At 35.8% G+C, this 26,041-nt stretch carries 25 protein-coding genes; 19 read left to right on the top strand and 6 right to left on the bottom strand.

The window, feature by feature from the left end; all coding sequences use genetic code 11:
• Positions 1-109: 109 nt before the first annotated feature.
• The 3 genes from yidC to EL165_RS12695 form a co-directional block, all read right to left on the bottom strand.
• The gene (gene yidC, locus EL165_RS12685; protein ID WP_002976564.1) at positions 110-1,909 is read right to left on the bottom strand and encodes a membrane protein insertase YidC; all 1,800 of its coding nucleotides are present in this window, start codon (positions 1,907-1,909) and stop codon (positions 110-112) included.
• A gap of 179 nt (positions 1,910-2,088) precedes the next feature.
• A complete protein-coding gene (gene pyrG / locus EL165_RS12690; RefSeq protein ID WP_002976563.1) occupies positions 2,089-3,696 on the bottom strand; it encodes a CTP synthase in 1,608 nt (535 codons plus the stop codon).
• Positions 3,697-3,873: 177 nt separating this feature from the next.
• Complete coding sequence (locus EL165_RS12695; protein WP_002976562.1) at positions 3,874-4,443, bottom strand: YceI family protein; 570 nt, start codon at positions 4,441-4,443, stop codon at positions 3,874-3,876.
• 139 nt (positions 4,444-4,582) lie between these two features.
• Between EL165_RS12695 and radA the strand changes: the two genes are divergently transcribed.
• A complete protein-coding gene (gene radA / locus EL165_RS12700) occupies positions 4,583-5,932 on the top strand; it encodes a DNA repair protein RadA (RefSeq protein ID WP_002976561.1) in 1,350 nt (449 codons plus the stop codon).
• A gap of 132 nt (positions 5,933-6,064) precedes the next feature.
• On the top strand, positions 6,065-6,658 hold the full coding sequence (locus EL165_RS12705; RefSeq protein ID WP_002976560.1) for an acyl carrier protein phosphodiesterase: 594 nt from the start codon (positions 6,065-6,067) through the stop codon (positions 6,656-6,658).
• 220 nt (positions 6,659-6,878) lie between these two features.
• On the opposite strand, the gene EL165_RS12710 is transcribed toward EL165_RS12705, so the two are convergent.
• Positions 6,879-7,394, bottom strand: a complete 516-nt coding sequence (locus EL165_RS12710) for a DUF6702 family protein (RefSeq protein ID WP_002976559.1) — start codon at positions 7,392-7,394, stop codon at positions 6,879-6,881.
• Between the two features lie 229 nt (positions 7,395-7,623).
• On the opposite strand from EL165_RS12710, the gene EL165_RS12715 reads away from it, so the two are divergent.
• From EL165_RS12715 to EL165_RS26500, 5 genes are all read left to right on the top strand, one after another.
• Positions 7,624-8,202, top strand: a complete 579-nt coding sequence (locus EL165_RS12715) for a HupE/UreJ family protein (RefSeq protein WP_002976558.1) — start codon at positions 7,624-7,626, stop codon at positions 8,200-8,202.
• Positions 8,203-8,270: 68 nt separating this feature from the next.
• Entirely contained in the window at positions 8,271-10,658 is a 2,388-nt protein-coding gene (locus EL165_RS12720) for a M1 family metallopeptidase (protein WP_002976557.1), read from the top strand.
• Between the two features lie 56 nt (positions 10,659-10,714).
• Entirely contained in the window at positions 10,715-11,437 is a 723-nt protein-coding gene (locus EL165_RS12725; protein ID WP_002976556.1) for a DUF3108 domain-containing protein, read from the top strand.
• Between the two features lie 148 nt (positions 11,438-11,585).
• On the top strand, positions 11,586-11,723 hold the full coding sequence (locus EL165_RS25845) for a hypothetical protein (RefSeq protein WP_164720337.1): 138 nt from the start codon (positions 11,586-11,588) through the stop codon (positions 11,721-11,723).
• A 247-nt stretch (positions 11,724-11,970) separates the two neighbouring features.
• Positions 11,971-12,105, top strand: a complete 135-nt coding sequence (locus EL165_RS26500) for a hypothetical protein (protein ID WP_002976554.1) — start codon at positions 11,971-11,973, stop codon at positions 12,103-12,105.
• 49 nt (positions 12,106-12,154) lie between these two features.
• Here EL165_RS26500 and EL165_RS12730 read toward each other — a convergent pair whose 3' ends face one another.
• Complete coding sequence (locus EL165_RS12730; protein ID WP_002976552.1) at positions 12,155-12,853, bottom strand: LytR/AlgR family response regulator transcription factor; 699 nt, start codon at positions 12,851-12,853, stop codon at positions 12,155-12,157.
• Positions 12,846-13,814 (bottom strand): sensor histidine kinase, encoded by a 969-nt coding sequence (locus tag EL165_RS12735; protein WP_228370499.1) that lies wholly within the window; start codon positions 13,812-13,814, stop codon positions 12,846-12,848. The genes EL165_RS12730 and EL165_RS12735 overlap by 8 nt, the downstream gene beginning before the upstream one ends.
• A 329-nt stretch (positions 13,815-14,143) precedes the next feature.
• Here EL165_RS12735 and EL165_RS12740 point away from each other — a divergent pair, with 329 nt between their 5' ends.
• From EL165_RS12740 to EL165_RS12795, 12 genes are all read left to right on the top strand, one after another.
• Complete coding sequence (locus tag EL165_RS12740) at positions 14,144-14,794, top strand: DUF2490 domain-containing protein (RefSeq protein WP_232529130.1); 651 nt, start codon at positions 14,144-14,146, stop codon at positions 14,792-14,794.
• 27 nt (positions 14,795-14,821) lie between these two features.
• Positions 14,822-16,108, top strand: coding sequence for a CitMHS family transporter (locus EL165_RS12745; RefSeq protein ID WP_002976546.1), 1,287 nt, complete (start codon positions 14,822-14,824; stop codon positions 16,106-16,108).
• 46 nt (positions 16,109-16,154) lie between these two features.
• Positions 16,155-17,363, top strand: a complete 1,209-nt coding sequence (locus EL165_RS12750; RefSeq protein ID WP_002976543.1) for a cation:dicarboxylate symporter family transporter — start codon at positions 16,155-16,157, stop codon at positions 17,361-17,363.
• Complete coding sequence (locus EL165_RS12755) at positions 17,350-18,141, top strand: TerC family protein (protein WP_002976541.1); 792 nt, start codon at positions 17,350-17,352, stop codon at positions 18,139-18,141. Before EL165_RS12750 ends, EL165_RS12755 begins: the two co-directional genes overlap by 14 nt.
• A 117-nt stretch (positions 18,142-18,258) precedes the next feature.
• Positions 18,259-18,537, top strand: coding sequence for a co-chaperone GroES (locus tag EL165_RS12760; RefSeq protein ID WP_002976538.1), 279 nt, complete (start codon positions 18,259-18,261; stop codon positions 18,535-18,537).
• A gap of 95 nt (positions 18,538-18,632) precedes the next feature.
• Complete coding sequence (gene groL / locus EL165_RS12765) at positions 18,633-20,258, top strand: chaperonin GroEL (RefSeq protein ID WP_002976536.1); 1,626 nt, start codon at positions 18,633-18,635, stop codon at positions 20,256-20,258.
• 261 nt (positions 20,259-20,519) lie between these two features.
• Positions 20,520-22,586, top strand: coding sequence for a YCF48-related protein (locus EL165_RS12770; protein ID WP_002976535.1), 2,067 nt, complete (start codon positions 20,520-20,522; stop codon positions 22,584-22,586).
• 287 nt (positions 22,587-22,873) lie between these two features.
• Positions 22,874-23,488 (top strand): hypothetical protein, encoded by a 615-nt coding sequence (locus EL165_RS12775; RefSeq protein ID WP_002976532.1) that lies wholly within the window; start codon positions 22,874-22,876, stop codon positions 23,486-23,488.
• A gap of 364 nt (positions 23,489-23,852) precedes the next feature.
• Positions 23,853-24,374, top strand: a complete 522-nt coding sequence (locus EL165_RS12780; protein ID WP_126358639.1) for a hypothetical protein — start codon at positions 23,853-23,855, stop codon at positions 24,372-24,374.
• 114 nt (positions 24,375-24,488) lie between these two features.
• The gene (locus EL165_RS12785; protein ID WP_002976528.1) at positions 24,489-24,914 is read left to right on the top strand and encodes a hypothetical protein; all 426 of its coding nucleotides are present in this window, start codon (positions 24,489-24,491) and stop codon (positions 24,912-24,914) included.
• On the top strand, positions 24,915-25,097 hold the full coding sequence (locus EL165_RS12790) for a hypothetical protein (RefSeq protein ID WP_002976526.1): 183 nt from the start codon (positions 24,915-24,917) through the stop codon (positions 25,095-25,097).
• A gap of 190 nt (positions 25,098-25,287) precedes the next feature.
• Positions 25,288-25,839, top strand: a complete 552-nt coding sequence (locus EL165_RS12795) for a hypothetical protein (RefSeq protein ID WP_002976524.1) — start codon at positions 25,288-25,290, stop codon at positions 25,837-25,839.
• Positions 25,840-26,041 lie beyond the last annotated feature (202 nt).

Below are 26,041 nucleotides of genomic sequence, written 5' to 3' on the forward strand. Positions count from 1 at the left end.
TTAAATTCTCACAGTCCGATTGGAAATTTAAAATGATTCTAAATAAAAACATACATAAAAAAAGAGCAGCAATTAAAATTGCTGCTCTTTAACATATTATAATTAAGAATTATTTCTTTTTATTTCTCTGCTGTTCCTGAGCTTTCTGCTGTTCCTGAGCCTTTTCCATCATCTCTCTCATTCTCTTCTGGAACTTACCTTCTGCTTTTGGTTTTTCCTTGTTAGACTGAATCTGAGCATGGATTTTCTTCTCATCCAGAATCACATATTTAATAACCAGGATAATTAAAATGTTAATCGCATTCGATACAAAATAATACCAAGAAAGACCTGAAGCCGAAGTATTAAGGAAGAACAGGAATGTAATCGGGAAGATATACATTAACACCTTCATATTTGGCATTCCTTCCTGCTGAGGCTGTTGCATATTTCCTGAAGTCATTACCGTATAGATCAAAATAACAATCGTACAAGCTAATGCAAAAATACTCAAATGGTCTCCAAGGAAAGGAACTTTAAACGGAAGCTTGATCAAATCATCATAAGCCGTTAAATCTTTTGCAAACCAGAACCCCTGTCCTCTAAGATCAATAAAGTTCGGGAAGAAACGGAATAATGCATAGAAAATAGGAATCTGAACCAATGCAGGTAAACATCCCGCCATCTGATTCACTCCGGCTTTTCTGTAAACTTCCATTGTAGCCTGCTGTTTCTTCATTGGATCAGCATCCTTGAACTTTGCATTTACTTCATCAATTTCCGGACGGATTACTTTCATCATCGCACTCAGCTTATGCTGCTTATACATGATTGGCGAAAGAATCAGTTTTACAATAATCGTCATCACAAAAATTACCCAACCTGCAGATAACCCCCACGCTGCGATAATACTATACAACCACATGAAGAAATAACGGTTCATCGCCCCGATGAACGACCATCCTAATGGAAGAATTTCATCAAAGTTCTTATCATAAGATTTAAGTAATGGTAAATCCAATGGCATGAAATACCATGTGAAATCCTGATTCAACTCACTTCCTGTCATCTGAACAAAACCTTCATAGTTGAATTTCTTCAGATATTCTCCTTCTTCAACATTTTCCTGATTACCTTTACTTTGAGTAAATCCGTTTTTAGCTTCAATCACTGAGGAGAAAAACTGCTGCTTTACACCAATCCAGTTAAGAGTTTCTTTCTCCTCATCCATTGTCGTTCTTCCGTCATAATCATAATCTTTATAATTATTGAAAGCATACGAAAATTCTGAGTGAGATTGTTCCTGAGCCCTACCTTTTTCTAAGTTTCTTACATTATAATCCCAAATAAAATCTGCTTTATTGTCAGAAGTAATTTTAGAAAGTCCCTGAGTTCTTACTTTAAAGTCTAAAGTATATTTTGGAAGTAACGTATAAATGAACTGAATTACAGCACCATTATAATCCGCTGTCAGCGTTACAGCATTTCCATTAACAGCAGGTGAGAAAACTAAATCTTTAGTATTAACGGTCTTCCCTGTTTTATCTTTAAACTGAAAGCCGTAGTTTGAATTATTTTTAGTGATCAGATAAAGAGGCTGATCCGCATTGTCTGTTTTATGGTTGTAGGCTTTATATTTTAAAAGCTCTACTTTAGAAACCTGTCCTCCCAAGCTTGAAAATTCAAGTTTCAGTTCATTATTTCCAAGACTTGCTGTCTGAATGGCATTAGGAGTTACATTTGGATTGATATTGGTTGCCTGAGTTTGCTTTACGGCATTTTTTGCTTGTTCCGTTTTCTGCTCCTGAGCTTTCAGCTCCGCTTCTTTTGCTTGTTTGTTCTGGAAATAGAACATAAAGCCGAATAGAACAAGGCATAAAACCGCGAAACTAATCATCTGCTTCTTATCGATTCCGTTGTTTTGTTGCATTTTATTTTATATTAAAATTTTACGTTTAAAATATACATACTGGTGTACGTAAATTGAGCTGACAAAAATACTGTTTTTTTATCAAAACTCTATGCTTTACGTTGTTACTATATAATAAACTCAAGCTGACAATAATCAGCCTGAGTTTATGTATAGACGTTTATGATAAAATATTTACCTTATTTCTTTTCGCAAGCCTTGATGAAAGCTCTGAATAAAGGATGCGGTGTTGCTACCGTACTCTTATATTCCGGGTGATACTGAACCCCTACATAGAACGGGTGATCAGGAAGCTCAAGGGCTTCTACCAAACCGGTTTCAGGGTTGGTACCTGTAGCAAGGAAACCATTTTTCTCAAATTCCTGAAGATAATCACTGTTGAATTCATAACGGTGACGGTGTCTTTCAGAAATATTCTTGCTTCCGTAGATATCATATAGCTTAGAACCGTTTTTCAAAGCACATTTCCATGCTCCGAGACGCATTGTCCCACCTTTATCTACAACATTTTTCTGTTCTTCCATTAAGGAAATAACAGGATCCGGAGTAGCGGTATCAAATTCCATAGAATTCGCTTTTGTATGTCCTAAAACATTTCTGGCAAATTCAACTGTCATGATCTGCATCCCTAAACAGATTCCCAGCATTGGAATTTTATTTTCTCTTGCATATTTTGCGGTAAGAACTTTTCCTTCAATTCCTCTGTCTCCGAAACCTGGAGCAACAAGGATACCATTCACTCCTTTCAGGGTTTCTTTGATATTCTCTTCAGTGATGTCTCCACTGTATACCCATCTTACTTTTACTTCAGTTTCAAGGTCTGCTCCAGCATGTTTGAAAGCTTCAGCAATTGAAATGTATGAATCCTGAAGGGAAACATATTTTCCAACCAAGGCAATTTCAACTGTTTTCTTAGGATTCTGGAATTTTTTAAGGAAACTCTTCCAGTCTTTAAGATCAGCATCTTTATCACTTTTCAGATCCAGCGCTTTCAAAACTACATCATCGAAATTCTGCTTCTGAAGATACATTGGAACCTCATAGATCGTTTCAAGATCTTTACATTCGATTACATTGTCTAAAGGAACGTTACAGAACTGAGCCAGCTTTGCTCTCTGATCTTTAGGAATTTTATGTTCTGTTCTGCACACCAATACATCTGCCATGATTCCGCTTTCCATTAACTGACGAACGGAATGCTGGGATGGTTTCGTTTTTAATTCCCCACTTGAAGCAAGGTAAGGCAGTAAAGTAAGGTGAATCACCATAGAATTACTTTCTCCCAACTCCCATTTAAGCTGACGAACAGTTTCAATGTATGGCAAAGATTCGATATCCCCCACAGTTCCACCGATCTCAGTAATGATGATATCGTAGTTCTGTTTTGAAAGGATTTTAATTCTACGTTTGATTTCGTTAGTAATATGAGGAATTACCTGAACTGTTTTTCCAAGGAAATCTCCTTTTCTTTCTTTTTCGATGACAGTCTGGTAAATTTTTCCTGTAGTAACGTTGTTGTTTTGGGATGTAGGAGCGTCAAGGTAGCGCTCGTAGTGGCCTAAATCCAGATCCGTCTCCGCACCATCTTCAGTCACATAACACTCTCCGTGTTCATAAGGATTCAAAGTTCCCGGGTCGATATTGATATAAGGATCTAATTTTTGGATCGTTACATTAAAGCCGCGTGATTTTAGTAGAAGTCCCAGAGAAGCAGAAACGATTCCCTTTCCCAAAGATGAAGTTACACCTCCTGTCACAAAGATGTACTTTGTATTCTTTTTACTCATTAGATTAGGTTTGTGCAAAGTTAGGGGAAAAAGAAATACAAAGCAATTATTTACATTTTGAAAATATAAAAACACAGCTCAAACGACTATAAAACCTGCGTAAAAATTTATTTGACAATAAAAAAGGTCTTCCGCTCAAATGGAAAACCTTTATATATATTATGTATCGTTGGAAAATTACTGCTTCACCAGTTCAAAGTAAGCTGCTACTTCCACATCTTTTGCAATACCAGCTCCTGTCGGATCATATTTGATTCCGTAATCCAGGCGGTTTACCGTAAACTTTGTCTGAATTCCCATTACTTCTTTTCCGTCTTTATTTTTCGTAACGCCCCCGAATGTCACAGGTGCGCTGATTTCTTTTTCCACTCCTTTTATTGTCAGTTTTCCCTTAACGATATAGTTGTTGTTTTTATCTTTTGTTACGGAAGAACTTTTAAATTCAATCGTAGGATATTTGGCAACATCGAAAAAATCTTCGCTTATAAGATGTCTGTCTCTCATATCCACTCCGGTATTAATACTGGAAACACTGATGGCAAAGCTTAAATCGGCATTATCAAGATTAGCGCCACCGGTAGCAGCTCTTCCGTCAAATTTGTCGAACCTTCCCTGCACAAAACTGATTCCCATATGCTTAATATTAAAATTAACAGAAGAATGCATCTGGTCTACCTGCCAGCTTCCCTGTGCAAAGGCAACAATACTTAAAAGCGTAAATACGAAAGATAAAAATACTTTTTTCATTGTAATAATATTTTACATTAATATTTTATTGAATGAAGCTAAGATATGAAAGATATTTCTACCTTGGCACATTAGTTTTTAATATAAATTCAAACAGATTATTCTGAAAGAAAAATGCTTTTTTTTATAACTTCGCAGTATGGCAAAACTGAAAACAGCATACTTCTGTCAAAACTGCGGAACCCAGTACCCTCAATGGATGGGACAATGTAAAAATTGTGGAGAGTGGAATACCTTAGTGGAAGAAGTGGTGGAAAAACCCTCCCATAAAACACCGCCTTTCTCAAAAACCAAACAACATGTGATTAATATTGTTGAAGTGGAAACGAGTGAGGAACCAAGAATAAAAACTCCTTCCGAAGAGCTGAACCGTGTATTGGGAGGCGGAATCGTTTTGGGTTCCGTTACCTTGATTGGCGGTGAGCCGGGAATCGGAAAGTCTACCCTTCTGCTTCAGCTTGCTTTGAAAATGAAGAAAAAAATCTTCTATGTTTCCGGGGAAGAAAGTGCTTCTCAGATTAAAATGAGGGCGGACAGGCTTACGGATATTCAAAATCCGAACTGTTTCCTTTTTACTGAAACTTCACTGGAGAAAATTCTTCATGAGGCAAAAAAGCTGGAACCGGATTTTATGATTATTGATTCTATTCAGACATTGCAGTCCCAATTGATAGAAAGTTCTCCGGGTACCGTATCTCAAATCCGGGAATGCTCCAATGAGATCATCAAATATGCCAAAGAAAACAATACCCCGGTATTCCTTGTAGGCCATATCACCAAAGACGGGCAGATTGCCGGACCAAAGGTTCTGGAACACATGGTGGATGTCGTTCTGAATTTTGACGGCGACCGGAATCACCTTTTCAGATTGTTACGAGCGAATAAAAACCGTTTTGGTTCAACGTCTGAAATCGGGATTTATGAAATGATCTCACAGGGATTAAAAGAGATTAAAAACCCTTCCGAAATTCTGATCACCAAGAAATTTGAGGAACTTTCAGGAAACTCCGTTGCGGTAACCTTGGAAGGAAACAGACCTATGCTTCTTGAAATCCAGGCTCTGGTAAGCACAGCCGTTTATGGTACTCCTCAAAGAAGCTCTACTGGTTTTGATTCAAAAAGGCTGAATATGCTTTTAGCTGTACTGGAAAAAAGAGCCGGATTTCAATTGGGAGCTAAAGACGTTTTCCTGAATATCACCGGAGGGATCAAAACAGACGATCCGGCACTGGATCTGGCAGTTATTGCCTCTGTTCTTTCTTCCAATGAAGATATTGCCATTTCTGAGCATTACTGCTTTGCCGGAGAAATCGGTTTAAGTGGTGAAATACGTCCTGTAGCACAGATTGAACAAAGAATTACCGAGGCGGAAAAATTGGGTTATGAAAAAATATTCGTTTCCAATCTTAATAAAATCCCGAAAAGAAAATTCGGAATTAAGATTGAAGAAGTGAGCAAGATTGAAGATTTTCATGAGAGACTTTTCTAAGGTGAATGGTCAATTTTTGCTTCGCAAGTCAATAGTCAATTGAAATGTGAATAAAAATTTACGAGCGAAGCGGATTCACTATTCACTATTCACCAGTATCAAACATTCACATTTAATTCATACCTTTAAGTTATGAATTATCTGGCGCATTCCTTTCTTTCTTTTACCGACGGGCAGATCGTGGGACAGTTTCTCGAAGATTTCATCCGCAACAGAGATCGTTTTTCTTTCCCGAAAGATATTCAGGATGGTATTACCCTGCATAGGGCAATTGATACATTTACAGATTCCCACCCTGCTATTCATGAAGCCAAAAAAGTTTTTGCTCCTTTGGTAAGATTATATGCCGGTGCATTTGTGGATGTTTCTATGGATCATTTTGTGGCGAAAGACCTTTCCCTTCATTCACTGGCAGAATGGAAGGCTCATTCCCTCCATGTTTACAGTGTTTTGAATTCGCATCAGCAATGGCTTCCCGAAAACTTTAAAAGGATGCTTGTTAAAATGGAGCAGGACGACTGGCTCTATAACTACCGTGAAGACTGGGGAATTAAATTCAGTATTCAGAATGTGCTGAATAAAGCAAAATACCTGGATAAAGACATACCCGTATTTGAAGCTTTCTTAAAAAATAAAGATCATCTTCAGCAATGTTATGATGACTTTTTTCCTGACCTACTGGCTCACGCAAAAGGAATCAATACGTTGCTTCAGCTGGAAAACTAATAAACTGTAAATTTGTCTTACTGTTTAAAACGCAAAGACTAAATTAAGTTTTGTTATTATTAAGTGAGCTAAGAAGGCGACAAAGTCGCTGAACAGGCTGCATGGATTTGGTGCCGCTTAGAAAAAATCAACAAAGTTGATTCCTCCTTTGCTTCCTCAAAAATATAATATCATACGCTGAAATCTTTGCGTGAAATTACAATATACTAAATATATATTCTTAGAACTGTTTATAGAGATAGCGGTTAGGATAGGTAAGTTTTTCACTGCTCCTTTGCCCATTCACAATAATATGTACAATGTTGATCTGATCATCAAAAAGGTTATACAGAAAACTCACCGCAGTTTCTACTTTTTTAGGAGTAGCTACAGGTTCAGACTCAAGATATATATTTACAGACTCCTGATCTTCTTCATAGCCGATGTAATTTACTTTCAAAAATTTATTATCCGCTTTTAATTTGAAATATTCTGAACAGTATTTGGGCAGGGCTTCATTTAGTTTTGCCTTATATTTTTCATCGTTAAAATGAAAAGCTCCGCCATATTTTTTGCCCAATCCGTTTTCCATGTCATCCAGAAAGAATCTTCCGGTCACTTCAAATGTTCTGGATTTTGAATTATAATTAATTTCAACAGAACCCACATGATAAGGATGCACAGCATCATCACTTACAAAACTCTGAAATACAAGTGTTAATATTAAAAGAAAACTCCAAAAAAACTTACCCGGCATGAACTTTAATTTACAGCAAATATAAAAAAAGCAACAGTTATAGAGACGGTTCCTTCAAAAGAAGCCATTATTTACTAATATCTATCCTGTGTATTCTTTAATAAAATACCAAACCCGAAAATCCTATTTCTTTTAATTCGTGTGAAAAGTGTAAAAAGGCTGCTGCAGCCCTCCAAGAGATTCGTTCCTCCATACGAAATGTTTACTTTTGTAAAAATTTTTAATCAAAATGCAGGATTTCCTTTTTTATTTAAACCTCGGATGGGAGCATATTATTTCTCTGGATGCTCTGGATCATCAGCTTTTCGTGCTGGCACTTATTGCTGTTTATTCTTATAGTGACTGGAAAAAAATCCTGATTCTTGTCACCGCATTCACGATCGGGCATTCCATTACATTGGCTTTAAGTGTCCTGGATGTGTTCAGAGTTCCTTCAGACTGGGTTGAGTTTTTAATTCCTCTTACTATTGTTCTGACCTCTTTGGATAATATTATTATGAAGAATCAGAAACAGACCTTAATGCGGGCCAACTACTATCTCGCTCTCATCTTTGGTCTTGTTCATGGAATGGGATTCGCGAATACGGCAAGGGTGATGATCGCTAAAAGCCAGAGTATTGCTTTACCTCTGCTTGGGTTCAATATCGGATTGGAGCTTGGGCAAATTGTAATAGTATTTGCAATTTTGATAATCCTGTTCATTCTTCTTAATCTTTTCAAGGTGAATAAAAAAGACTGGATTCTGTTTGTCTCTTCCGGGGTATTCGCTTTATCCTTAAAAATGACTTTGGAAAGGATTCCTTTTTAAAAGTTAAATATTTTCATTATTTCAACAGCTTATTGTTATCTTTGATCATTAATAAATCATTTTCGGTTATGAAACTAAAAGTTGCCATACTTTCACTTTCTGTATTTGCATATACAGGTTTCACCGCACAAAATATTCAGAATAACCCGGGCAGCAATCACGGTAATAAGTTTGAGCAGCTGGGAACTATTCTGCCAACGCCCAACATTTACAGGACAGCTTCAGGAGCTCCCGGACATGGATACTGGCAGAACAGAGCAGATTACAACATCAACGCTTATCTGGATGAGGATAAAAGAAATCTGAAAGGTTCAGAAACAGTGACCTATTACAACAATTCTCCTGACGATCTGGATTATATCTGGCTGCAGCTGGATGAAAACGAACATTCAAACATCAGAAATGCAGGCTATGATACATCATCTGTTCTTCGCCCTTCAACGACTGACCAGCAGCTTAAAGTAACAGAGCTTCCTGTGAAGGATAACGGTTATGGCGTTACTCTTGAAAAAGTAACGGATGCCTCAGGAACTCCTTTGAAATATACCGTGAATAAAACCATGATGCGTATTGACCTTCCTAAGGTTTTGAAAAAGGGAGAAAAATTCGTTTTCAAAGTAGACTGGAACTACAATATTTCCAACAGAATGAAGATGGGAGGCCGCGGTGGTTATGAAAACTTCCCTGAGGACGGCAATGACCTGTACACAATGGCACAATGGTATCCGAGAATGTGTGTATACAGTGATTTCCAGGGATGGCAGAACCATCAGTTTACCGGAAGAGGTGAATTTGCATTGGTTTTCGGAGACTTTAAAGTTTCAATTAACGTACCTGCTGATCACATTGTTGGCGGAACAGGAGAATGTAAAAATTATGATCAGGTATTAACTTCTGATCAGCTTTCAAGATACAGAAAAGCTGAAAATGCCTCTGAGCCTGTAGAAATCGTAACGTTGGATGAAGCTAAAAAAGCAGAGAAAAATCATTCAAAACAAAGAAAAACATGGTTTTTTGAAGCCAAAGATGTTCGTGATTTTGCATGGACTTCTTCCAGAAAGTTTGTGTGGGACGGAATGCGTGTAACGATTCCTGAAAACAACAATAAGGTTATGGCAATGAGTTTCTATCCGAAAGAATCTTATGGTCTTTACAGAAAGTTTTCCACAAAAGCAGTTGCCCACACGATTAAAACCTATTCGGAATTTACCATTCCTTATCCATATCCTGTAGCACAATCCGTAGAAGCTGCCAATGGAATGGAATATCCGATGATCTGTTTCAATTTCGGAAGAACTGAAAAAGACGGTACTTATTCCGAAGGAACCAAAAACGGAATGATCGGAGTAATCATCCATGAAGTGGGGCACAACTTCTTCCCGATGATCATCAATTCTGATGAAAGACAATGGGCATGGATGGATGAAGGCCTGAATACCTTCACAGAATATCTTACAGAAGAAAAATGGGATAATAAATTCCCTTCCAAAAGAGGACCGGCATGGACTATTGTAGATTACATGAAACTGCCGAAAGACCAGCTGGAGCCTATCATGAGCAACTCTGAAAATATTGTTCAGTACGGCCCGAATGCATATTCAAAGCCTGCTACAGGACTTAATATTCTTCGTGAAACCATTATGGGAAGAGAGCTTTTTGATAAAGCATTTAAGACGTATGCCAAAAGATGGGCTTTCAAGCACCCTGAACCTGCAGATTTATTCCGTACGATGGAAGATGCCAGCGGTGAAGACCTTGACTGGTTCTGGAGAGGTTGGTTCTACGGAACAGACCCTGTAGATATTGCCATTGATAAAGTAACGGTAGCAGTTCCTGATCTTGAGACCAATCCAAAGGTTGCTGCTGAAGTAAAATACCAGGTTGAAAAGCCATTGGTAAACAGCTTTGAAGATCTTTCAAAAATCAGAAACAGAGAAGACAGAAATATTAAATTCTATGTGGATACTGATAAGGATGCTCAGGATTTCTATTACAGATATGACAGAGGCCAGGAAAAGGTAGATAATAATAAGGAATACACTACTAAAACAGAAGCAAGTCTTCCTTTGGATGCGAAGGATAAAGAGAAATTTAAAAATATTACAGGATACCAGATTGATTTTGTCAACAAAGGAGGTTTGGTAATGCCTATTATTCTTGAGTTTACTTTTGAGGACGGTTCCAAATTATATGATAAATCTGCTGCGCAGATATGGAGACTAAATGAGCAAAAAGTTTCCAAGACGTATTATTTTGATAAAAAAGTAAAATCAATTCAGCTTGACCCGATGAGAGAGACTGCTGATATTGATACGAACAATAACTTCTGGAGCAGCGCCGGATCAGGTACTGAAACTTCTAAATTCCAGCTCTTCAAACAAAAACAGGACGGAGCACCTGTAAGAGGAAGCTCCAACGGAAAGGTCAATCCGATGCAAGCAGCAGGAAAGAGTTAAAAACCAATCTGTTGTAACTTTTAACAGATATAGCACTACTTATTATTAAAAAGATCATGAGAACCATTCTTTTCCTTTTAATACTAAGCAGTGCTAATTTTTTTGCCCAAAACCTGCTGAATCCAAAAAACTCAGGGATTAATCCGAAGCTGATCAAAAATGAGACTTCTGAAGCTGTATGGTATGCAGAAAAAGCAGATACAAAAATAGAAATAGGAACCATTATTACAGAAATCAAAAAGCTGAACCAATCGGATCTCCTGATCAGAACAACGGTAAAGATGAAACAGGCTCCGGATGCCAAGTGGACCGATTCTACCCTTGTAAAAATATCGGACTTCGAGCCCATTTACCATTCTTCTTACAATGTAAACAGAGATATGGTCCTTAGATCCGGGAAAGATAAAGTCACCGGCTATTACCTGGATAAAAAATCCCAGAAAAAAGAGATCATTGAAATTCCTGCAACCAATTATTTTGACAGCAGCAGTTATGCAATGCTTATAAGATATCTTCCCTTAAAAGAAAACTATACTGCAGAAATTTCCATTTTTGACTATAATCCTAAATCTGAGAAAAAAGGAATAATGAAGGCTTACATCCTTGATACTCAAAAAGCAGAATACAACGGAAAACCGGTCTGGATGGTAAAAACAAATGATGACATCAGCAACAGAAGTGCTACCACAACTTATTATATTGATACCATAACAAGGAAAATCGAAAAGCAGGATATGGATATGGCAGGAAGAAGGATGTCTTTGGAAACAATCCGATAAAGTATTGAAAGATATCAATATCTTGCTTGCGTCTAAAAAACATAATACCCTGACTTAAAAATATTTATATTTGATTTATCATCAACACAAAATGTCAAAAGTCCTGATTGACAATAAATGTTCAGGATAAAAAAACAAAATATTACTTATGAAAAATGCCAGATTATTAAGCAGAGATGCTCAAAAAACAATCCATGGCGGACTTGCTTCCAGACTCGTATGCTGCGAACGCGACGAAAACGGAAAATGTACTTTATGGATCGGAGCAGGACAAAACTGTCCTTAGTTCTATCAACTGATAACAATTTTGAAAAGCCGGAAGTGTCCGGCTTTTCTATTTATATTCTCACTTTCTGGCATTCCGAACAAAAACCATTAACAACTGATAATCAAAATTTTATTATAAAAATGATCAACAAAAATATATCACATTACAAGGAAAAATAGTATATTTGATTCACTTCTTTTACACCAGTGTCAAAATCCTGATTGACATTAAATGCTCAGGATGTACAAACCAAAATATTTTAACTATGAAAAATGCCAAAGTATTAAGCAGAGATGCTCAGAAATCTATCAATGGCGGAGCGGCAGGACGTTTTTGCTGCGAGTACAATTACAAAGGACAATGTATCCTATGGATCGGCCCCGGCCAGTCTTGTCCGTAATGCAGTCATTTGATAACAATTTAAAGCCGGAAATTTCCGGCTTTCTTTTTTAACTTAAATGTGCTTTAATATTCTTTTTATAGGTACGCCCCAGCGGAAGCTCTTCACCATTTTTAAGGAAAACATGGCTGGAATTATAAGAACTGATGTGATCTGACAATACAATATAAGATTTATGAATTCTGATAAACCCAAAATGCTGAAATTTTTCTTCAAAATTGGACATTCTCTCCAGAATCATATATTTTTTCAGGGGCGTCATCAATACAATGTATTCCCCGAAACCCTGTATCCAGAGAATATCTTTAAGAAAGACTTTATTCATGACATAATTGGATTTGAACATAATAAAATCTTCCTGCTGCCGGTTATTGGCTGAACTTTTAAAATGAACAAAATCCCTTGCTTTATTGACGGCTTTTTTAAAAGTCTCAAAATCCACAGGCTTGATGAGATAATGAACAACATCCAGCTCAAATGCTTTCACTGCGTATTTAGTTTCCAGCGTAAGGAAAATACACAGCGGCGGATCAGGAAGTTGCTGCAAAAGTTCCACACCATTGATTCCCGGCATATTGATATCGAAAACAACCAGATCTACTTTATTCGCTTTCAGGAAAGCCAGCGCTTCTTCCGGTTTCTGAAATGAAGCCAGCAGCTGAACATCTTCAAGCTGAGCACAATATTGTTTTACAAGCTGTAATGCAGGATATTCATCGTCTACATTTACGATAGTCAGATTAGCCATTTATAATAATGTTTAAGGCAATTTTATATTGATCACTGTATTTCGGTCCGGAGTAAAACTCGTACTGATCTGCATAAAATTTTTCCAATATATGAATAATTGCTTCGTTACCCAACCCGTGATAATCTGATTCAACCGGATTACTTCTATCCTTCCCTACAGAATTAATAATCTCGAAATACAGCTCAGAGCGCTCAATTTTACAGAACAGTTTTATAAACCCCTGAGAATCTTCTCCTATTGCAGAATGTTTCAAAGCATTTTCAAATAAAGTAAGAAATACAGCAGAAGGAATTTCAACGATATCAAACTCTTCCTGATCTTCAATATCCATTACAATATCCAACTGGTTATTATATTTAAGCTGGTACAAAGCGGCAAGCGCTTTCAGTGAAGAAAATTCCTGGGAAACGGTTACTTTTTCTTTTCCGCTGTCATAAATAATATACTTGAGAAGCCTGCTCAGCTGTAAAATAGAATCCGAGGTCTTTTCCGAATGGGTAAAACTGTTCGCATATATATTATTAAGAGTGTTTAGTAAAAAATGGGGATTCAGTTTAGATTTCAGCAAATCAAGATAAAGCTGGTCCTTCTCTTCTCCAAGGCTGATTACATCCTGTTCTATTAAAAACTTGTCTTTGGTAATTCCCAGAAAAGACCCCACGAGAATCACAATCCCCTGCGAGATGTATACATTATACAGAAATCCTACATGATAACCCTTTCCGCTGAAATCCATCTGAAAAACTGCAGGCTCCCACAAAATCCTGAAGAGACTGGACACCAAAAAGCAGATCAAAGCATAAAGAATAAACTCCGGATATTTATTGGATAAATAAAACCTGGGAACCAGATAATAGTATACCAGATAATAAATTCCCACATTGAAAATGGTATTCAAAAAAATACTTATCACCAGCTGAGTTGAATCCAGGAAGTAGTTTTCGGTGAAATAAGTCATCAGAATGAAGATAAAAAGGAAAAAAATATGCTGAAACCTCAGTAAAAATTTCCAACGGTACTTCATGAGGCTATCCAGAATTTTACCATTAAATAAAATCCTGATAATCAATAATATAAAAATAAAATTAATGATTAAAAACATAGCCCATACCTTATTTTGAAACGCATCAAATATAAATATCTTTTTGCCTCAAAATGCAGTTTGCTGAGAAAAACTGTCATTGATTGAAAAATTCATAAGCCGCTTATGCTAATAAATATATTTGAGAAGCTAGAATATTAATCAAATATTATATGAAGTTTACTATAAAATTAACACTTGTTTTTTTGTTAATAATTATCAACAATTATTGGGTAAAAGGGCAAAGTATTGACAACTACAATATGTGGTATCAGTATATCATGAATTCAAAACTTACTGATAAAACCAATTTAACTGCACTTTCCCAATACAGGTCATTTGATCTGGGCGGAGACGGAAGATTATTCCTTGTGAATGCGTATTTAGAGTACGAAGTAGCTCCCGGTGTAGAACCCGGAGCAGGAGCAATGTTTCTTGTCCTGAATTCTTATAATTCCAAAAGAGAAAAAGTAACCCGGTATGAAACAAGGCCTTTTCAACAGGTTACCCTGACCGGGCACATTGGCCGAACATTGATTAATCATCGATTTCGTGTAGAAGAACGTTTCTTGAACAATCCCGATGAGTTTAAAGTACGGTTAAGGTACCTTCTTTCCATGAGAATACCTTTTGGGAAAACAGGACAATATTATGGTATTTTAAAAAATGAAGTCCGTGTTAATGCCACCAAGGAAAACATCTTCGACAGCAACCGTATTACGGCAGGACTTGGAATAAAAATCAGCAAAGCCTCTGCACTTGAATTTGCATTTATTAACCAGCTGGGAGACCACAGAACAGACAATTATGCCTACGTCGGCTTCCGAAATTCTTTTGACTGGAGAAAAAAAGATTAACAATAACACCCACCAATCTATATAACTATGCTTACATTTCTCGGATTTTTAATGATTTTCATCTTCATGATTCTCATCATGAACAAAAAAATGACTCCGCTTACAGCATTGGTCATTGTTCCTGTAGCCATTGCCCTCATTGCGGGTTTTGGTCCACAGCTTGGAGATATGATGAAAAATGGTGTCAAAGAAATTGCATTGACCGGTGTTATGCTGATCTTTGCGATCCTATATTTCAGTTTAATGATAGACACGGGGCTTTTTGAGCCTCTTGTCAACATAATTTTAAAAGCAGTTGGGGACAATCCCGTTAAGACAACAATAGGAACCGCTGTTCTTACTGCACTCGTTTCATTGGATGGAGATGGCTCATCCACTTACTTAATTGTAGTAGCCGCCATGCTTCCGCTGTACAAAAAACAAGGTATGAACCCTCTGATTCTTACCTGCATCATTATGCTTGCCGGGCAGATCATGAATATCCTTCCCTGGGGAGGGCCTACAGCAAGGGTAATGAGCTCTCTGAAGCTGGGACATACCGAAATCTTTGTTCCTATGATTCCTATTATGGCAATAGGCATCCTGTGGGTTATATTTGTTGCCTATATTTTGGGCAGAAGGGAAAAAATAAGAATTGCAAAACATGGCAAATTTACACGCTACAACAGCAATGATATTATTGGGGAAGCAGATCCTGCACTCCGCCGCCCGAAACTGATCCTGATCAATCTGGCCCTTACCGTTACCCTTTTAGTGGTGATGATCCTGGATATTGTTCCATTGGGAATTGCCTTTATGATTGCTTTCTGTATTGCTTCTATCATCAATTATCCGAAATTGAAAGACCAGCAGAAAATAATTTCCAAACATGCAGGAAATGCATTGTCTGTAGCGGGAATGATTTTCGGAGCCGGAATTTTCACAGGAATCCTTAACGGATCAGGTATTATGCAGGCGATGGGAAACAGTATGATAGAAATAGTTCCCAAAAGCTGGGGAGGTTATATGAATGTCATAACCGCCTTATTCAGTATTCCGTTTACTTTTTTCCTGTCCAATGATGCTTATTATTTCGGGATACTGCCTATCATTGTTGCTACCGGACATGAATTGGGAATTGCGCCTGAAATATTGGGAAGAGCCAGTCTTATCGGGCAAGGTTCACATCTTCTCAGTCCGCTGGTTCCGTCTACCTATCTGCTGGTATCACTGGCAGGTGTGGAGTTTTCAGATCACTTAAAATATACATTGAAATGGGCCCTGGGCTCCTCCATCATCATGTTGGTGAGTGCATTGATTCTTGGTATTATATAAGGTTATAACTTTAAATTTCGTAATCTTATCCTATAAAAAGTGAGTGATGAAACCTATCAAGCAAAAAACATTTACAGATCCCTATTTAAGAAACCTTACGCTTTATGTGTTCACAGCGATTATCTGCGGGGCACTAACCGGCTATTATTTTCCGGAAGTCAGTAAGCATCTGGAAACGGTGAGCAGTTACTTCTTCATGCTTCTTGAGGTTTTGATCGTTCCCGTTATTTTCATTGCGGTGATGTATGGGGTAAGCTATATTTTCAGTACCAAAAATGCTTTTAAAATTGTAAGCCAGATGGTACTGTATTTTTTGATCATCACATCTATCAGTATCTTATTGGGAATCGGTTCCGGGCTTCTTCTAAAGCCAGGTGCCAATACAGGAATTATTATTTCTTCCCATAAAGCACTTCCGGAAAGATTTTTAACAAGGATTACCAATCCTTTACATATCAGCAATTATGTACTTTTCCTCTTAATATCAATATCTGCGGGAGTCGTGATTGGCCTTTCAAAGAAAAAGAATAACATTCTTAAAGCTATAGATGTGGGAAGAAACCTGTTCTTCAAACTTATCAAGTATGTTTACATTTTTCTTCCTGTTGTTATTTTCTGTAATATCGCTTACGGAATTTCAGTCTACGGAATTAATACTTTACTACCGTTGAGTAAGATTGTTGCCACGGTATATCTTACCAGTGTATTTTTTATTTTCGGGATCTTAGGGGTTATAACCGCTTATTTTAAAATTAACCTCTGGGATTTTCTGATCAGCATCAAGGAAGAAATCATTCTGGTAGTAGCTACCTCTTCTTCAAAGACGGCATTTCCCATGATCTTTGATAAAATGGAATCACAGGGATATGACAGAAAAATTCTTCGCCTTGTTATTCCTTTGGGATATAATTTCAATCTGGCAGGAGCCTGCATCTACCTTCCAATTTCGTGTATTTTCCTGGCCCAGCTTTATAATATTCCGCTTACGACGAAAGATTATTTCTGGCTTTTTATCACCATTTCAATTGCATCAAAAACAGCTTCGGGTGTTCCCGGGTCAGGCTTTCTTGCCCTGATGTTCACCTTAAGCCGGTTCGGAAAAATTCCGGCCACAGATCTTGCGCTATTATACAGCATAGACCGCTTTATGAATGAAGCCAGATCTGTTACCAACTTCATAGGCATTACCGTTTCGGCTGCCATTATTTCAAAAATTAACCAAAATACTATTTCTTTAAAAAATGATGTTTCCTGATTTTACCCACCTTTTAAATGACATATTACAAAACCCGGCAAAATCGATAGCCATTATCGGTAATCTTATCCTTATTGAAAGCCTTCTCTCCGTAGACAATGCAGCCGTATTGGCTACCATCGTTATGGATCTTCCCGAAAATCAAAGAAAAAAAGCTTTGAAATACGGAATCCTAGGAGCTTATGTGTTCCGCGGACTGGCTCTTATTTTTGCTTCTGTGCTGATTTCCGTGTGGTGGCTGAAACCGCTGGGAGGTTTGTATTTAATTTATATTTCTGTTGACTGGTTTATCAAAAAAATAAAAAACACAAGTGATGATGAAAGTTCAGAAGAAAACCCCAACAAAGAATCCAGTTGGCTGTATAAAAATTCAATTGGATTGTTGGGGCAATTCTGGGCTACGGTTGCCATTGTAGAAGTAATGGATCTTGCATTTTCCATAGATAATGTTTTTGCGGCAGTCGCTTTCTCAGACAACTTACTTCTGATTACATTAGGTGTTTTTATAGGAATTTTAGCCATGAGATTTATTGCGCAGTGGTTTGTACGCCTTATGCAGGTATTCCCCTTCCTGGAAACCGCTGCTTTTATTGTAATTGCTGTTTTAGGAATTAAACTAAGCTTATCTCTGTATGAGCACTTCTACCCTGCCACGGCATTCGCTCAATTTTTAGGCAGCCATACCATGGAAATTTTAGTTTCTGCCGTTACCGTTCTTTTGTTTGTAGTACCTGTATTAACCAGCTATCTTTTCGGAATTCCGGCCCGTAAAAAATAATTTTTCTGCCAAATTTTCACATTCGGAAAATAAAAATCTGCCATTTCAGCCATCGGCGCCTCATGGCATACATTTAGAGAATTTCAAGACAGAAATAATTAAAAAATTAAATATATTATGTCAGTAAACTTTAAACCATTGGCAGACAGAGTTCTGGTAGAGCCAATCGCAGCAGAAACTAAAACAGCTTCAGGTATTATTATCCCGGATACTGCAAAGGAAAAGCCGCAAGAAGGTACTGTAGTAGCAGTAGGTCCTGGTAAAAAAGACGAGCCTACAACGGTTCAGGTAGGTGACAAAGTACTTTATGGTAAATATTCAGGTTCTGAATTGAAGTTAGAAGGGAAAGATTACTTAATCGTAAGAGAAGCTGACTTATTGGGAATCATCGGTTAATTTGTAAAAAGTAAAATGTATTCATGTAAAATGATATTTTCAGAATACAAAATCATTAATACATTGTACAAAGTACATTAATACAATAAAAAATTATGGCAAAAGAAATAAAATTCGATATTGAATCAAGAGACGCGCTAAAGAGAGGGGTAGATGCATTGGCTAATGCAGTAAAAGTAACTTTAGGTCCTAAAGGGAGAAACGTAGTGATCGAAAAATCTTTCGGTGCTCCACACGTAACTAAGGACGGTGTTTCTGTAGCAAAAGAAATCGAACTTGAAGATAAGGTAGAAAACATGGGAGCTCAGATGGTAAAAGAAGTAGCTTCCAAAACCAATGATATTGCAGGAGACGGTACTACTACCGCTACTGTATTGGCACAGGCTATCGTAAGAGAAGGTCTTAAGAACGTAGCTGCCGGTGCTAACCCGATGGATCTTAAAAGAGGGATCGACAAAGCGGTAACTGCTGTTGTTGAAAACCTTAAATCTCAATCTCAGGAGGTTGGAGATTCTTCAGAAAAAATCAAGCAGGTTGCTTCTATCTCTGCTAACAACGATGATACCATCGGTTCTTTAATCGCTGAAGCGTTCGGGAAAGTTGGTAAAGAAGGAGTAATCACTGTAGAAGAGGCTAAAGGTACTGATACAACGGTAGACGTTGTAGAAGGTATGCAGTTCGACAGAGGATACCAGTCACCTTATTTCGTGACAAACCCTGAGAAAATGTTAGCTGAACTTGAAAGCCCATATATCCTTTTAGTAGAGAAGAAAATCTCTTCCATGAAAGAATTGTTACCGGTTCTTGAGCCAATTGCACAAGGTGGTAAGTCTCTATTAATTATCTCTGAAGAAGTTGAAGGTGAAGCTTTAGCTACTTTGGTAGTAAACAAACTAAGAGGTTCCCTTAAAATTGCTGCTGTAAAAGCTCCTGGATTCGGAGACAGAAGAAAAGCAATGTTAGAAGATATCGCGATCCTTACAGGTGGACAGGTGATTTCTGAAGAGCAAGGTTTCACTATGGAAAACATCTCTTTGGATATGCTTGGAACTGCTGAGAAAGTAACGATCGACAAAGACAACACAACGGTTGTAAACGGAGGTGGTGACGAAGCTAAAATCAAAGGAAGAGTAGCTCAGATCAAAGCTCAGATGGAAACTACAACTTCTGATTACGACAGAGAAAAACTTCAGGAAAGACTGGCTAAGTTAGCTGGAGGTGTTGCTGTACTTTATGTAGGAGCTGCTTCTGAAGTGGAAATGAAAGAGAAAAAAGACAGAGTAGATGATGCCCTACACGCTACAAGAGCGGCTGTAGAAGAAGGTATCGTTGCAGGTGGTGGTGTTGCTTTAGTAAGAGCAATTTCTTCACTTGACAATCTTTCAGGATCTAACGCTGATGAAACTACAGGGATCAAAATCGTTAAGAGAGCTATCGAGGAGCCATTAAGACAAATCGTTGCCAACGCAGGGGGTGAAGGTTCTGTAATCGTTGCTAAAGTAGCAGAAGGAAACGGAGACTTCGGATACAATGCGAAAACTGACGAGTACGTTCACATGCTTGAAGCAGGAATCATTGACCCAACTAAAGTAACAAGAGTTGCCCTTGAAAACGCAGCTTCTGTATCTGGAATGCTTTTAACAACTGAATGTGTAATCACTGAAGTGAAGAGCGCTGAACCAGCTATGCCAATGGGTGGTGGAATGCCAGGAATGATGTAATAGCGAGTTGCTGAGACAATTTAATATATAAACCGTTCTACTTTGTAGGGCGGTTTTTTTCTGTATTAGTTTTTTAACTATATTTGGCCCTCTAAATAAAACCATGAAAGCATACATTATACAAACTTTAAACTTGAATCAAAGTTCTAAAAAGATTTAGCAATTAACTAAAATTGCATTCACACTATTTTTGCTTATAAATATTATATCTTCATGATCGTACCTGATCACAATAAAAACGTTATAAAAAGAAAATCATAAATGAAAAAAATACTTTTACTATTTTTAATTACTATTACTTTTAATGAAATATTTTCTCAGACTAATTGGGAGTTATTAAACCCCAAGCCAACAACAAACACTGGAAAGCATATTGAATTCGTTTCTAGTAATAACGGTTTTATAATTACATCAAATGAACTCCTAGAAACTATAGATTCTGGTGCGACCTGGACAAAAAAACAAAATATTTTAAGTGGCAATGATATTAGTTTTAAGAATGGGATTGGCTATATTGTAGGGGATTCCGGTTATATTTTAAAGACCATAGATAATGGTGTAAGTTGGCAACAAATATCTACTGGCTTTAATACTTCTTTTAATACAGTAAATATTATAGACAATAACACAATTATTCTATCAGGTTCGAATAGTATTATTAAAACCCTTGACGGTGGAACTACGTGGATAAATTATACTATTCCAAACGTAACAGTTGTCAAAACGGCCTTTACAAGTTCTCTGATTGGACATGCTGTTTGTAATAACGGCAAGATACAGAAGACTATAGATGGTGGCAACACCTGGTATAATACTTATAATACTAATGTATACCCATCTAACTTTTTGACAGTTTATTTCATAAACCAGAATGTCGGTTTTGCATCAAGACAACACGATGACTTATTTAAAACCACAGATGGTGGCGAAAGTTGGACAGAAATTACAGGATCATTTGAAGCAATGTATGATTTTTACTTTTTAGATGAAAATAATGGTTTTGCCACAGGTAATTATGGTGCAACTTATAAAACGACTAATGGCGGAATTACATGGAGCCAGATTTTTTTCCAAAACGGATACTTTGACAATACTTCAATGTATGGCATTTTCTTTCAGGATAGTAACAAAGGGTTTGCTACAGGAGCAAGAGGAAGAATAATTAAAACCATAGATGGAGGAAACACATGGACACAACATTCGCCCACCTACAATGATTTCAGACAACTACAAATAGTGAATAATGTTGGTTTTGCATTAACTAATAATCAATTTTACAAAACCAATAATTTTGGTGACACGTGGACATTGGTTGGCACGTTAAATCTTGGCACATCTGTTAATAGTAGTGATTTCACATTTATTAATGAAAACTTAGGGTATGCAACTACTGGAGGAACATATGGAGGACATGTTTATAAAACAACTGATGGAGGATCAACATGGGAAATATTAAATAATGGAAATGATATTATAGACGAAGGGATAAGTTCTATTTGTTTTTTGGATGGTAATACTGGTTTTATTTCTGGTGGTTTTAACCAAAAAAAAGTCATGAAAACAACAAACGGAGGAAGCAGTTGGACACAGGTATCAAACCAAGCCTTTGGAAATATTCAGTTTGTAAACTCGCTTGTGGGTTATGCTAATAGAGTTGGGAATTATTATGGAGCAATGTATAAAACTATAGATGGAGGTAACACATGGAATCAACTCATTGAATTAGCAGGAGATGGAATCAACTCTTTTCATTTTGTTGATGAAAATAATGGCTACTTTGCGGGAGATAACTCTATATTTTACAAAACAACAAATGGTGGTCTAAGTTGGACACAAATGTCAGTTCCTTACGGCTATTATACATTAACAAAATTTTACACCCCTAATATAGGATATATTGTAAATGAAAATGGTGAAATATACAAAACCATAAATGGCGGAATAAATTGGTCATCAGTAACAACTCAGTATAGATTAAACTCTCTTGAATTAGTTAATAATTATATTTTCACAGCAGGAACAAATGGAAAAATATACAGAAGCTTTACCGGGTATACAGTTCTAGGTACATCAGAAAAAGAAACTGAAAAACAATTTGTTGTATATCCAAATCCTACTTCCAATTATATCAATGTAAATTTAAATGGCAAAGCCGAAAAAGTAGAATTATATAGTGCTGATGGAAGATTTTTAACTCCTAAATTCATTACAAATACAAAAGATTTCATTAAGTTAGATGTGACTGATTTTTCTCCTGGAATATATTACCTAAAATTAACTTTCAAAAACAATAAATCCCTCACGAAGCAAGTTATTGTAAAAAAATAAATACAATCTTGCTTTTAACAACTGAATGTGTTATCACTGAAGTAAAAAGCACTGAACCAGCTATGCCAATGGGTGGTGGAATGCCAGAAATGATGTAACGGTCAGCGACCGAAGCAAATTAATATACTAACCGTTCTACTTGTAGGGCGGTTTTTTTGTTTTACAATAGATCCAACAGGATTTTTACTTGAAAATTCATTTATAATTGTATATTGGAGCAATTTGCAAATTTGGGTGTTAACATAATCCGATGAACCAATGACAAACAAAACTTAATAACGAATTGAATGACAAAAAAAATAGTAATATTGGTAATAACCTGGTTAGTTTTTGTTCTTGCTGACTACTTTTATCTTCCCTATTTTATCCAACCATTTTCTTGGCTTTTAGTGTGTATAATCTTGCTAATTTTAACAGTAAGACAAGTCATAAAATTAATCAAAGAAAAGAAAAACATAAAGGCAAACAGAATAATAAATCTTTCAGTAACATTGAGTTTATTAGTTCTAACGTTTTACAATTTCAACAAAATCCCCAACTCCATTATTGAAAAAATTGACTGGAGTATTTCTTACAATAAGCGCAATCAAATAGTAAAAGATGTTTTAACAGAAAAATTGAAACCCAATACAAAAATGAATAATGGCATTTGTAAACTTTCATTTGACTTCCCCATTATTTCAAATGGCGGAAATGATATTTGGGTTTATCAAAATAAAACAGAAGGTACGAAAACTATCAAATTCTGGATTTCTCGGGGCTTTTTCGAAGCACCACAAACTTATTTTATATTCACAAATGATAATGAGACACAAAAGCAATACGAAGAACTAATAAAAGTAAAACCTGAATATAATTGGAAGTTAGAAAAAAATTGGTACCGGATAATGGAACGAGATTAAAATTTCTTTAATCAAAATTATCCGACTTTATAAAGGTGCTAAACTTAACCGTTCTGCTTTTGTAGGGCGGTTTTTATTTAAGCATGGTTATTATTAAGAAAATAGTATATTTAGATCTTAAATTAATAACCAAAAAACAGATAGCTTAAACCTAAACAATATGAGCATAGTTGTTTATTGTATAGTGTGTAAATTTGAATGCTATCTATCATTGTATCAAAATGAAACGTATACTACAATTTACTTTATTGATTAGCTCAATGAGTTTGTTCTCTCAAAATTTAGAGGAAAAAATTTCAAACGAAATCTGTACCTGTTTAGGAAATGTAGAAAATTTAAAAGATCCGGAAAAAAAACTGGAAGAGTGTGTTCAAAAAGTTTTGAAAATAACTACGCTGAAGTCGTAAGAAAATTTAATGACCCTCAGAATACAAATACAAAAGACATTCAGGATTATTACGTTTCTATTGAAGGACTTTTGCTAAGTAATTGTAAAAGTTTTTTAGATTACAGAAAAAAAGAATTCATCCGCGAAAAGCAAGAAAGCATTTCTAACTGTGACGATATTAAAACAGGAATTTACTATTATGAAACACTACAAAAAAGAGAAAAATCGTATCTGACATTTACAAAAAATGAAGTTATCGAAACAAGAAATAATAACGTTTATACAATTAATAAAATTGAATGGACTGATAAATGTACCTACAAATTAAATTTGAAGGAAACTAATAGTAATTACGATGAAGCATATCTCAAAAATAAATCACTCACTTTCAAAGTAATTGAAAATGCTCCAACATACTTTGTTGTACAAACTGAATATTTTGAAAATGGAGGCTTCAATAATGTGAAAATTTTTAAACTTTCCTTTATCAACGAATAAACTGACGAGTATGTTCATATACTTGAAGCATTTATCATTGCCCCAACTAAAGTAATAACAGTTGCTCTTGAAAAAGCAGCTTCTGTTTCCAGAATGCTTTAACAACTGAATGTAATGAAATATTTTAAAATTCTATTTTTATTAATAATTATTTTTGCTGGAATTCTGATAAGTACAAAGTTAAAATTAACTATTGAAAGTGCTGAATACAATACGAATTACAAAAATATTTATCCTCCAAACTGTTTCATAAAATTTGAAAACAAAAAATATCTTATTAAACAAATATATAAATACAAGTATAAAATACTGTGTGAATATTGGGTTGTAGCCAGTGAAGGTTTTGCAGTTCAAAAATTTGAATTTCCTTTTGAAATGAATTATAATAATGATCAAAAAAAATCCTTCCTATTAAAATACTCTGAAAACAAAGAATTCATTAAATTCAATTCACGAAAATACAAAATTACGGAAAAAAGAAATGATACAATCATTTCAAAAACAGCTGATAACAAGCTTATTGTATTTATTAACGAATAAGTGAAGTACTATTATTCAAAATCTCACAGATTCTCAACTCAACAAATTAAAGTAATAGGAGCTGCCCTTGAAAATGCAGCTTCTGTATCTGGAATGCTTTTAACGACTGAATGTGTTATCACTGAAGTGAAGAGTGCTGAACCAGCTATGCCAATGGGTGGTGGAATGCCAGGAATGATGTAATAGCGTGTCGCTGAGACAATTTAATATATTAACCGTTCTGATTTTCAGAGCGGTTTTTTATATAGAAAATCTAAAGAACTTTTTACTTAAAATTTTATTTGCAATTATATATCATATATGAGCTTAAAGTGTAAATTTGAATATCAACCGTAATTACAACAAAAAGCACATTCAAACCGATTAATCAATCATGAAAAAGTTCGCATTACTTATTTTTATATGTTTATGTATAAATCTGTTTTCACAAAAAAATATAATTCAAGATTTAAAAATTGTTGATTATGAATTAATATCAAATAATAAAATTGAAATTAAATCTTACGCTACATTAGATAAGAAAGGAAACTTAACCGTCTATTCAGATAGCTGGGATGGGAAAAACTATTTCCAATATACATTAACTTCAGAAGAAATTAACAAATTAAACTCATTATCTGGCAAAAATATTGAATCCTTTGTCAAACAAAAACAACTCAATAGGAATGAATATTTTGCAGGAAATCCAAGATTTATTTCTTATAAATCCAGCGGAAAAGTTTATAGTCTTTGCTTTATTGAGCCATTTATGAATAATGAATTTATGGAGATCCTAAAAATTCTAAATTCAAAAATATACAAACATGATGAAACTGCTAAAATTCAAATGCAGACAAACGATTTCGAAAAAGTTGAAATTGAAATTATTGAAAGAAGCAAAGTAGATAATTACTTACCAACAAAAGCAGTTATTATTCAAAATTAAAAAACTCCCCTTTTAAAATATTCTCCAAAATCCGGAAACTTCAGAAAATGTCCGTGTTATCACTGAAGTAAAAAGCGCTGAACCAGCTATGCCAATGGGTGGTGGAATGCCAGGAATGATGTAACAGCGTAAGCTAAGACAAATTTAATATATAAACCGTTCTACTTTGTAGGGCGGTTTTTTGCTTTATGGTTTCCCGTAA

The organism is Chryseobacterium gleum (genome assembly GCF_900636535.1).
GTDB lineage: Bacteria > Bacteroidota > Bacteroidia > Flavobacteriales > Weeksellaceae > Chryseobacterium > Chryseobacterium gleum.

What these genes read in the sequence shown, in the direction of transcription:
- yidC (WP_002976564.1), bottom strand. Translation starts at nt 1,909, where the DNA reads ATGCAACAAAACAACGGAATCGATAAGAAGCAGATGATTAGTTTCGCG.
- pyrG (WP_002976563.1), bottom strand. Translation starts at nt 3,696, where the DNA reads ATGAGTAAAAAGAATACAAAGTACATCTTTGTGACAGGAGGTGTAACT.
- EL165_RS12695 (WP_002976562.1), bottom strand. Translation starts at nt 4,443, where the DNA reads ATGAAAAAAGTATTTTTATCTTTCGTATTTACGCTTTTAAGTATTGTT.
- radA (WP_002976561.1), top strand. Translation starts at nt 4,583, where the DNA reads ATGGCAAAACTGAAAACAGCATACTTCTGTCAAAACTGCGGAACCCAG.
- EL165_RS12705 (WP_002976560.1), top strand. Translation starts at nt 6,065, where the DNA reads ATGAATTATCTGGCGCATTCCTTTCTTTCTTTTACCGACGGGCAGATC.
- EL165_RS12710 (WP_002976559.1), bottom strand. Translation starts at nt 7,394, where the DNA reads ATGCCGGGTAAGTTTTTTTGGAGTTTTCTTTTAATATTAACACTTGTA.
- EL165_RS12715 (WP_002976558.1), top strand. Translation starts at nt 7,624, where the DNA reads ATGCAGGATTTCCTTTTTTATTTAAACCTCGGATGGGAGCATATTATT.
- EL165_RS12720 (WP_002976557.1), top strand. Translation starts at nt 8,271, where the DNA reads ATGAAACTAAAAGTTGCCATACTTTCACTTTCTGTATTTGCATATACA.
- EL165_RS12725 (WP_002976556.1), top strand. Translation starts at nt 10,715, where the DNA reads ATGAGAACCATTCTTTTCCTTTTAATACTAAGCAGTGCTAATTTTTTT.
- EL165_RS25845 (WP_164720337.1), top strand. Translation starts at nt 11,586, where the DNA reads ATGAAAAATGCCAGATTATTAAGCAGAGATGCTCAAAAAACAATCCAT.
- EL165_RS26500 (WP_002976554.1), top strand. Translation starts at nt 11,971, where the DNA reads ATGAAAAATGCCAAAGTATTAAGCAGAGATGCTCAGAAATCTATCAAT.
- EL165_RS12730 (WP_002976552.1), bottom strand. Translation starts at nt 12,853, where the DNA reads ATGGCTAATCTGACTATCGTAAATGTAGACGATGAATATCCTGCATTA.
- EL165_RS12735 (WP_228370499.1), bottom strand. Translation starts at nt 13,814, where the DNA reads ATGACTTATTTCACCGAAAACTACTTCCTGGATTCAACTCAGCTGGTG.
- EL165_RS12745 (WP_002976546.1), top strand. Translation starts at nt 14,822, where the DNA reads ATGCTTACATTTCTCGGATTTTTAATGATTTTCATCTTCATGATTCTC.
- EL165_RS12750 (WP_002976543.1), top strand. Translation starts at nt 16,155, where the DNA reads ATGAAACCTATCAAGCAAAAAACATTTACAGATCCCTATTTAAGAAAC.
- EL165_RS12755 (WP_002976541.1), top strand. Translation starts at nt 17,350, where the DNA reads ATGATGTTTCCTGATTTTACCCACCTTTTAAATGACATATTACAAAAC.
- EL165_RS12760 (WP_002976538.1), top strand. Translation starts at nt 18,259, where the DNA reads ATGTCAGTAAACTTTAAACCATTGGCAGACAGAGTTCTGGTAGAGCCA.
- groL (WP_002976536.1), top strand. Translation starts at nt 18,633, where the DNA reads ATGGCAAAAGAAATAAAATTCGATATTGAATCAAGAGACGCGCTAAAG.
- EL165_RS12770 (WP_002976535.1), top strand. Translation starts at nt 20,520, where the DNA reads ATGAAAAAAATACTTTTACTATTTTTAATTACTATTACTTTTAATGAA.
- EL165_RS12775 (WP_002976532.1), top strand. Translation starts at nt 22,874, where the DNA reads ATGACAAAAAAAATAGTAATATTGGTAATAACCTGGTTAGTTTTTGTT.
- EL165_RS12785 (WP_002976528.1), top strand. Translation starts at nt 24,489, where the DNA reads ATGAAATATTTTAAAATTCTATTTTTATTAATAATTATTTTTGCTGGA.
- EL165_RS12795 (WP_002976524.1), top strand. Translation starts at nt 25,288, where the DNA reads ATGAAAAAGTTCGCATTACTTATTTTTATATGTTTATGTATAAATCTG.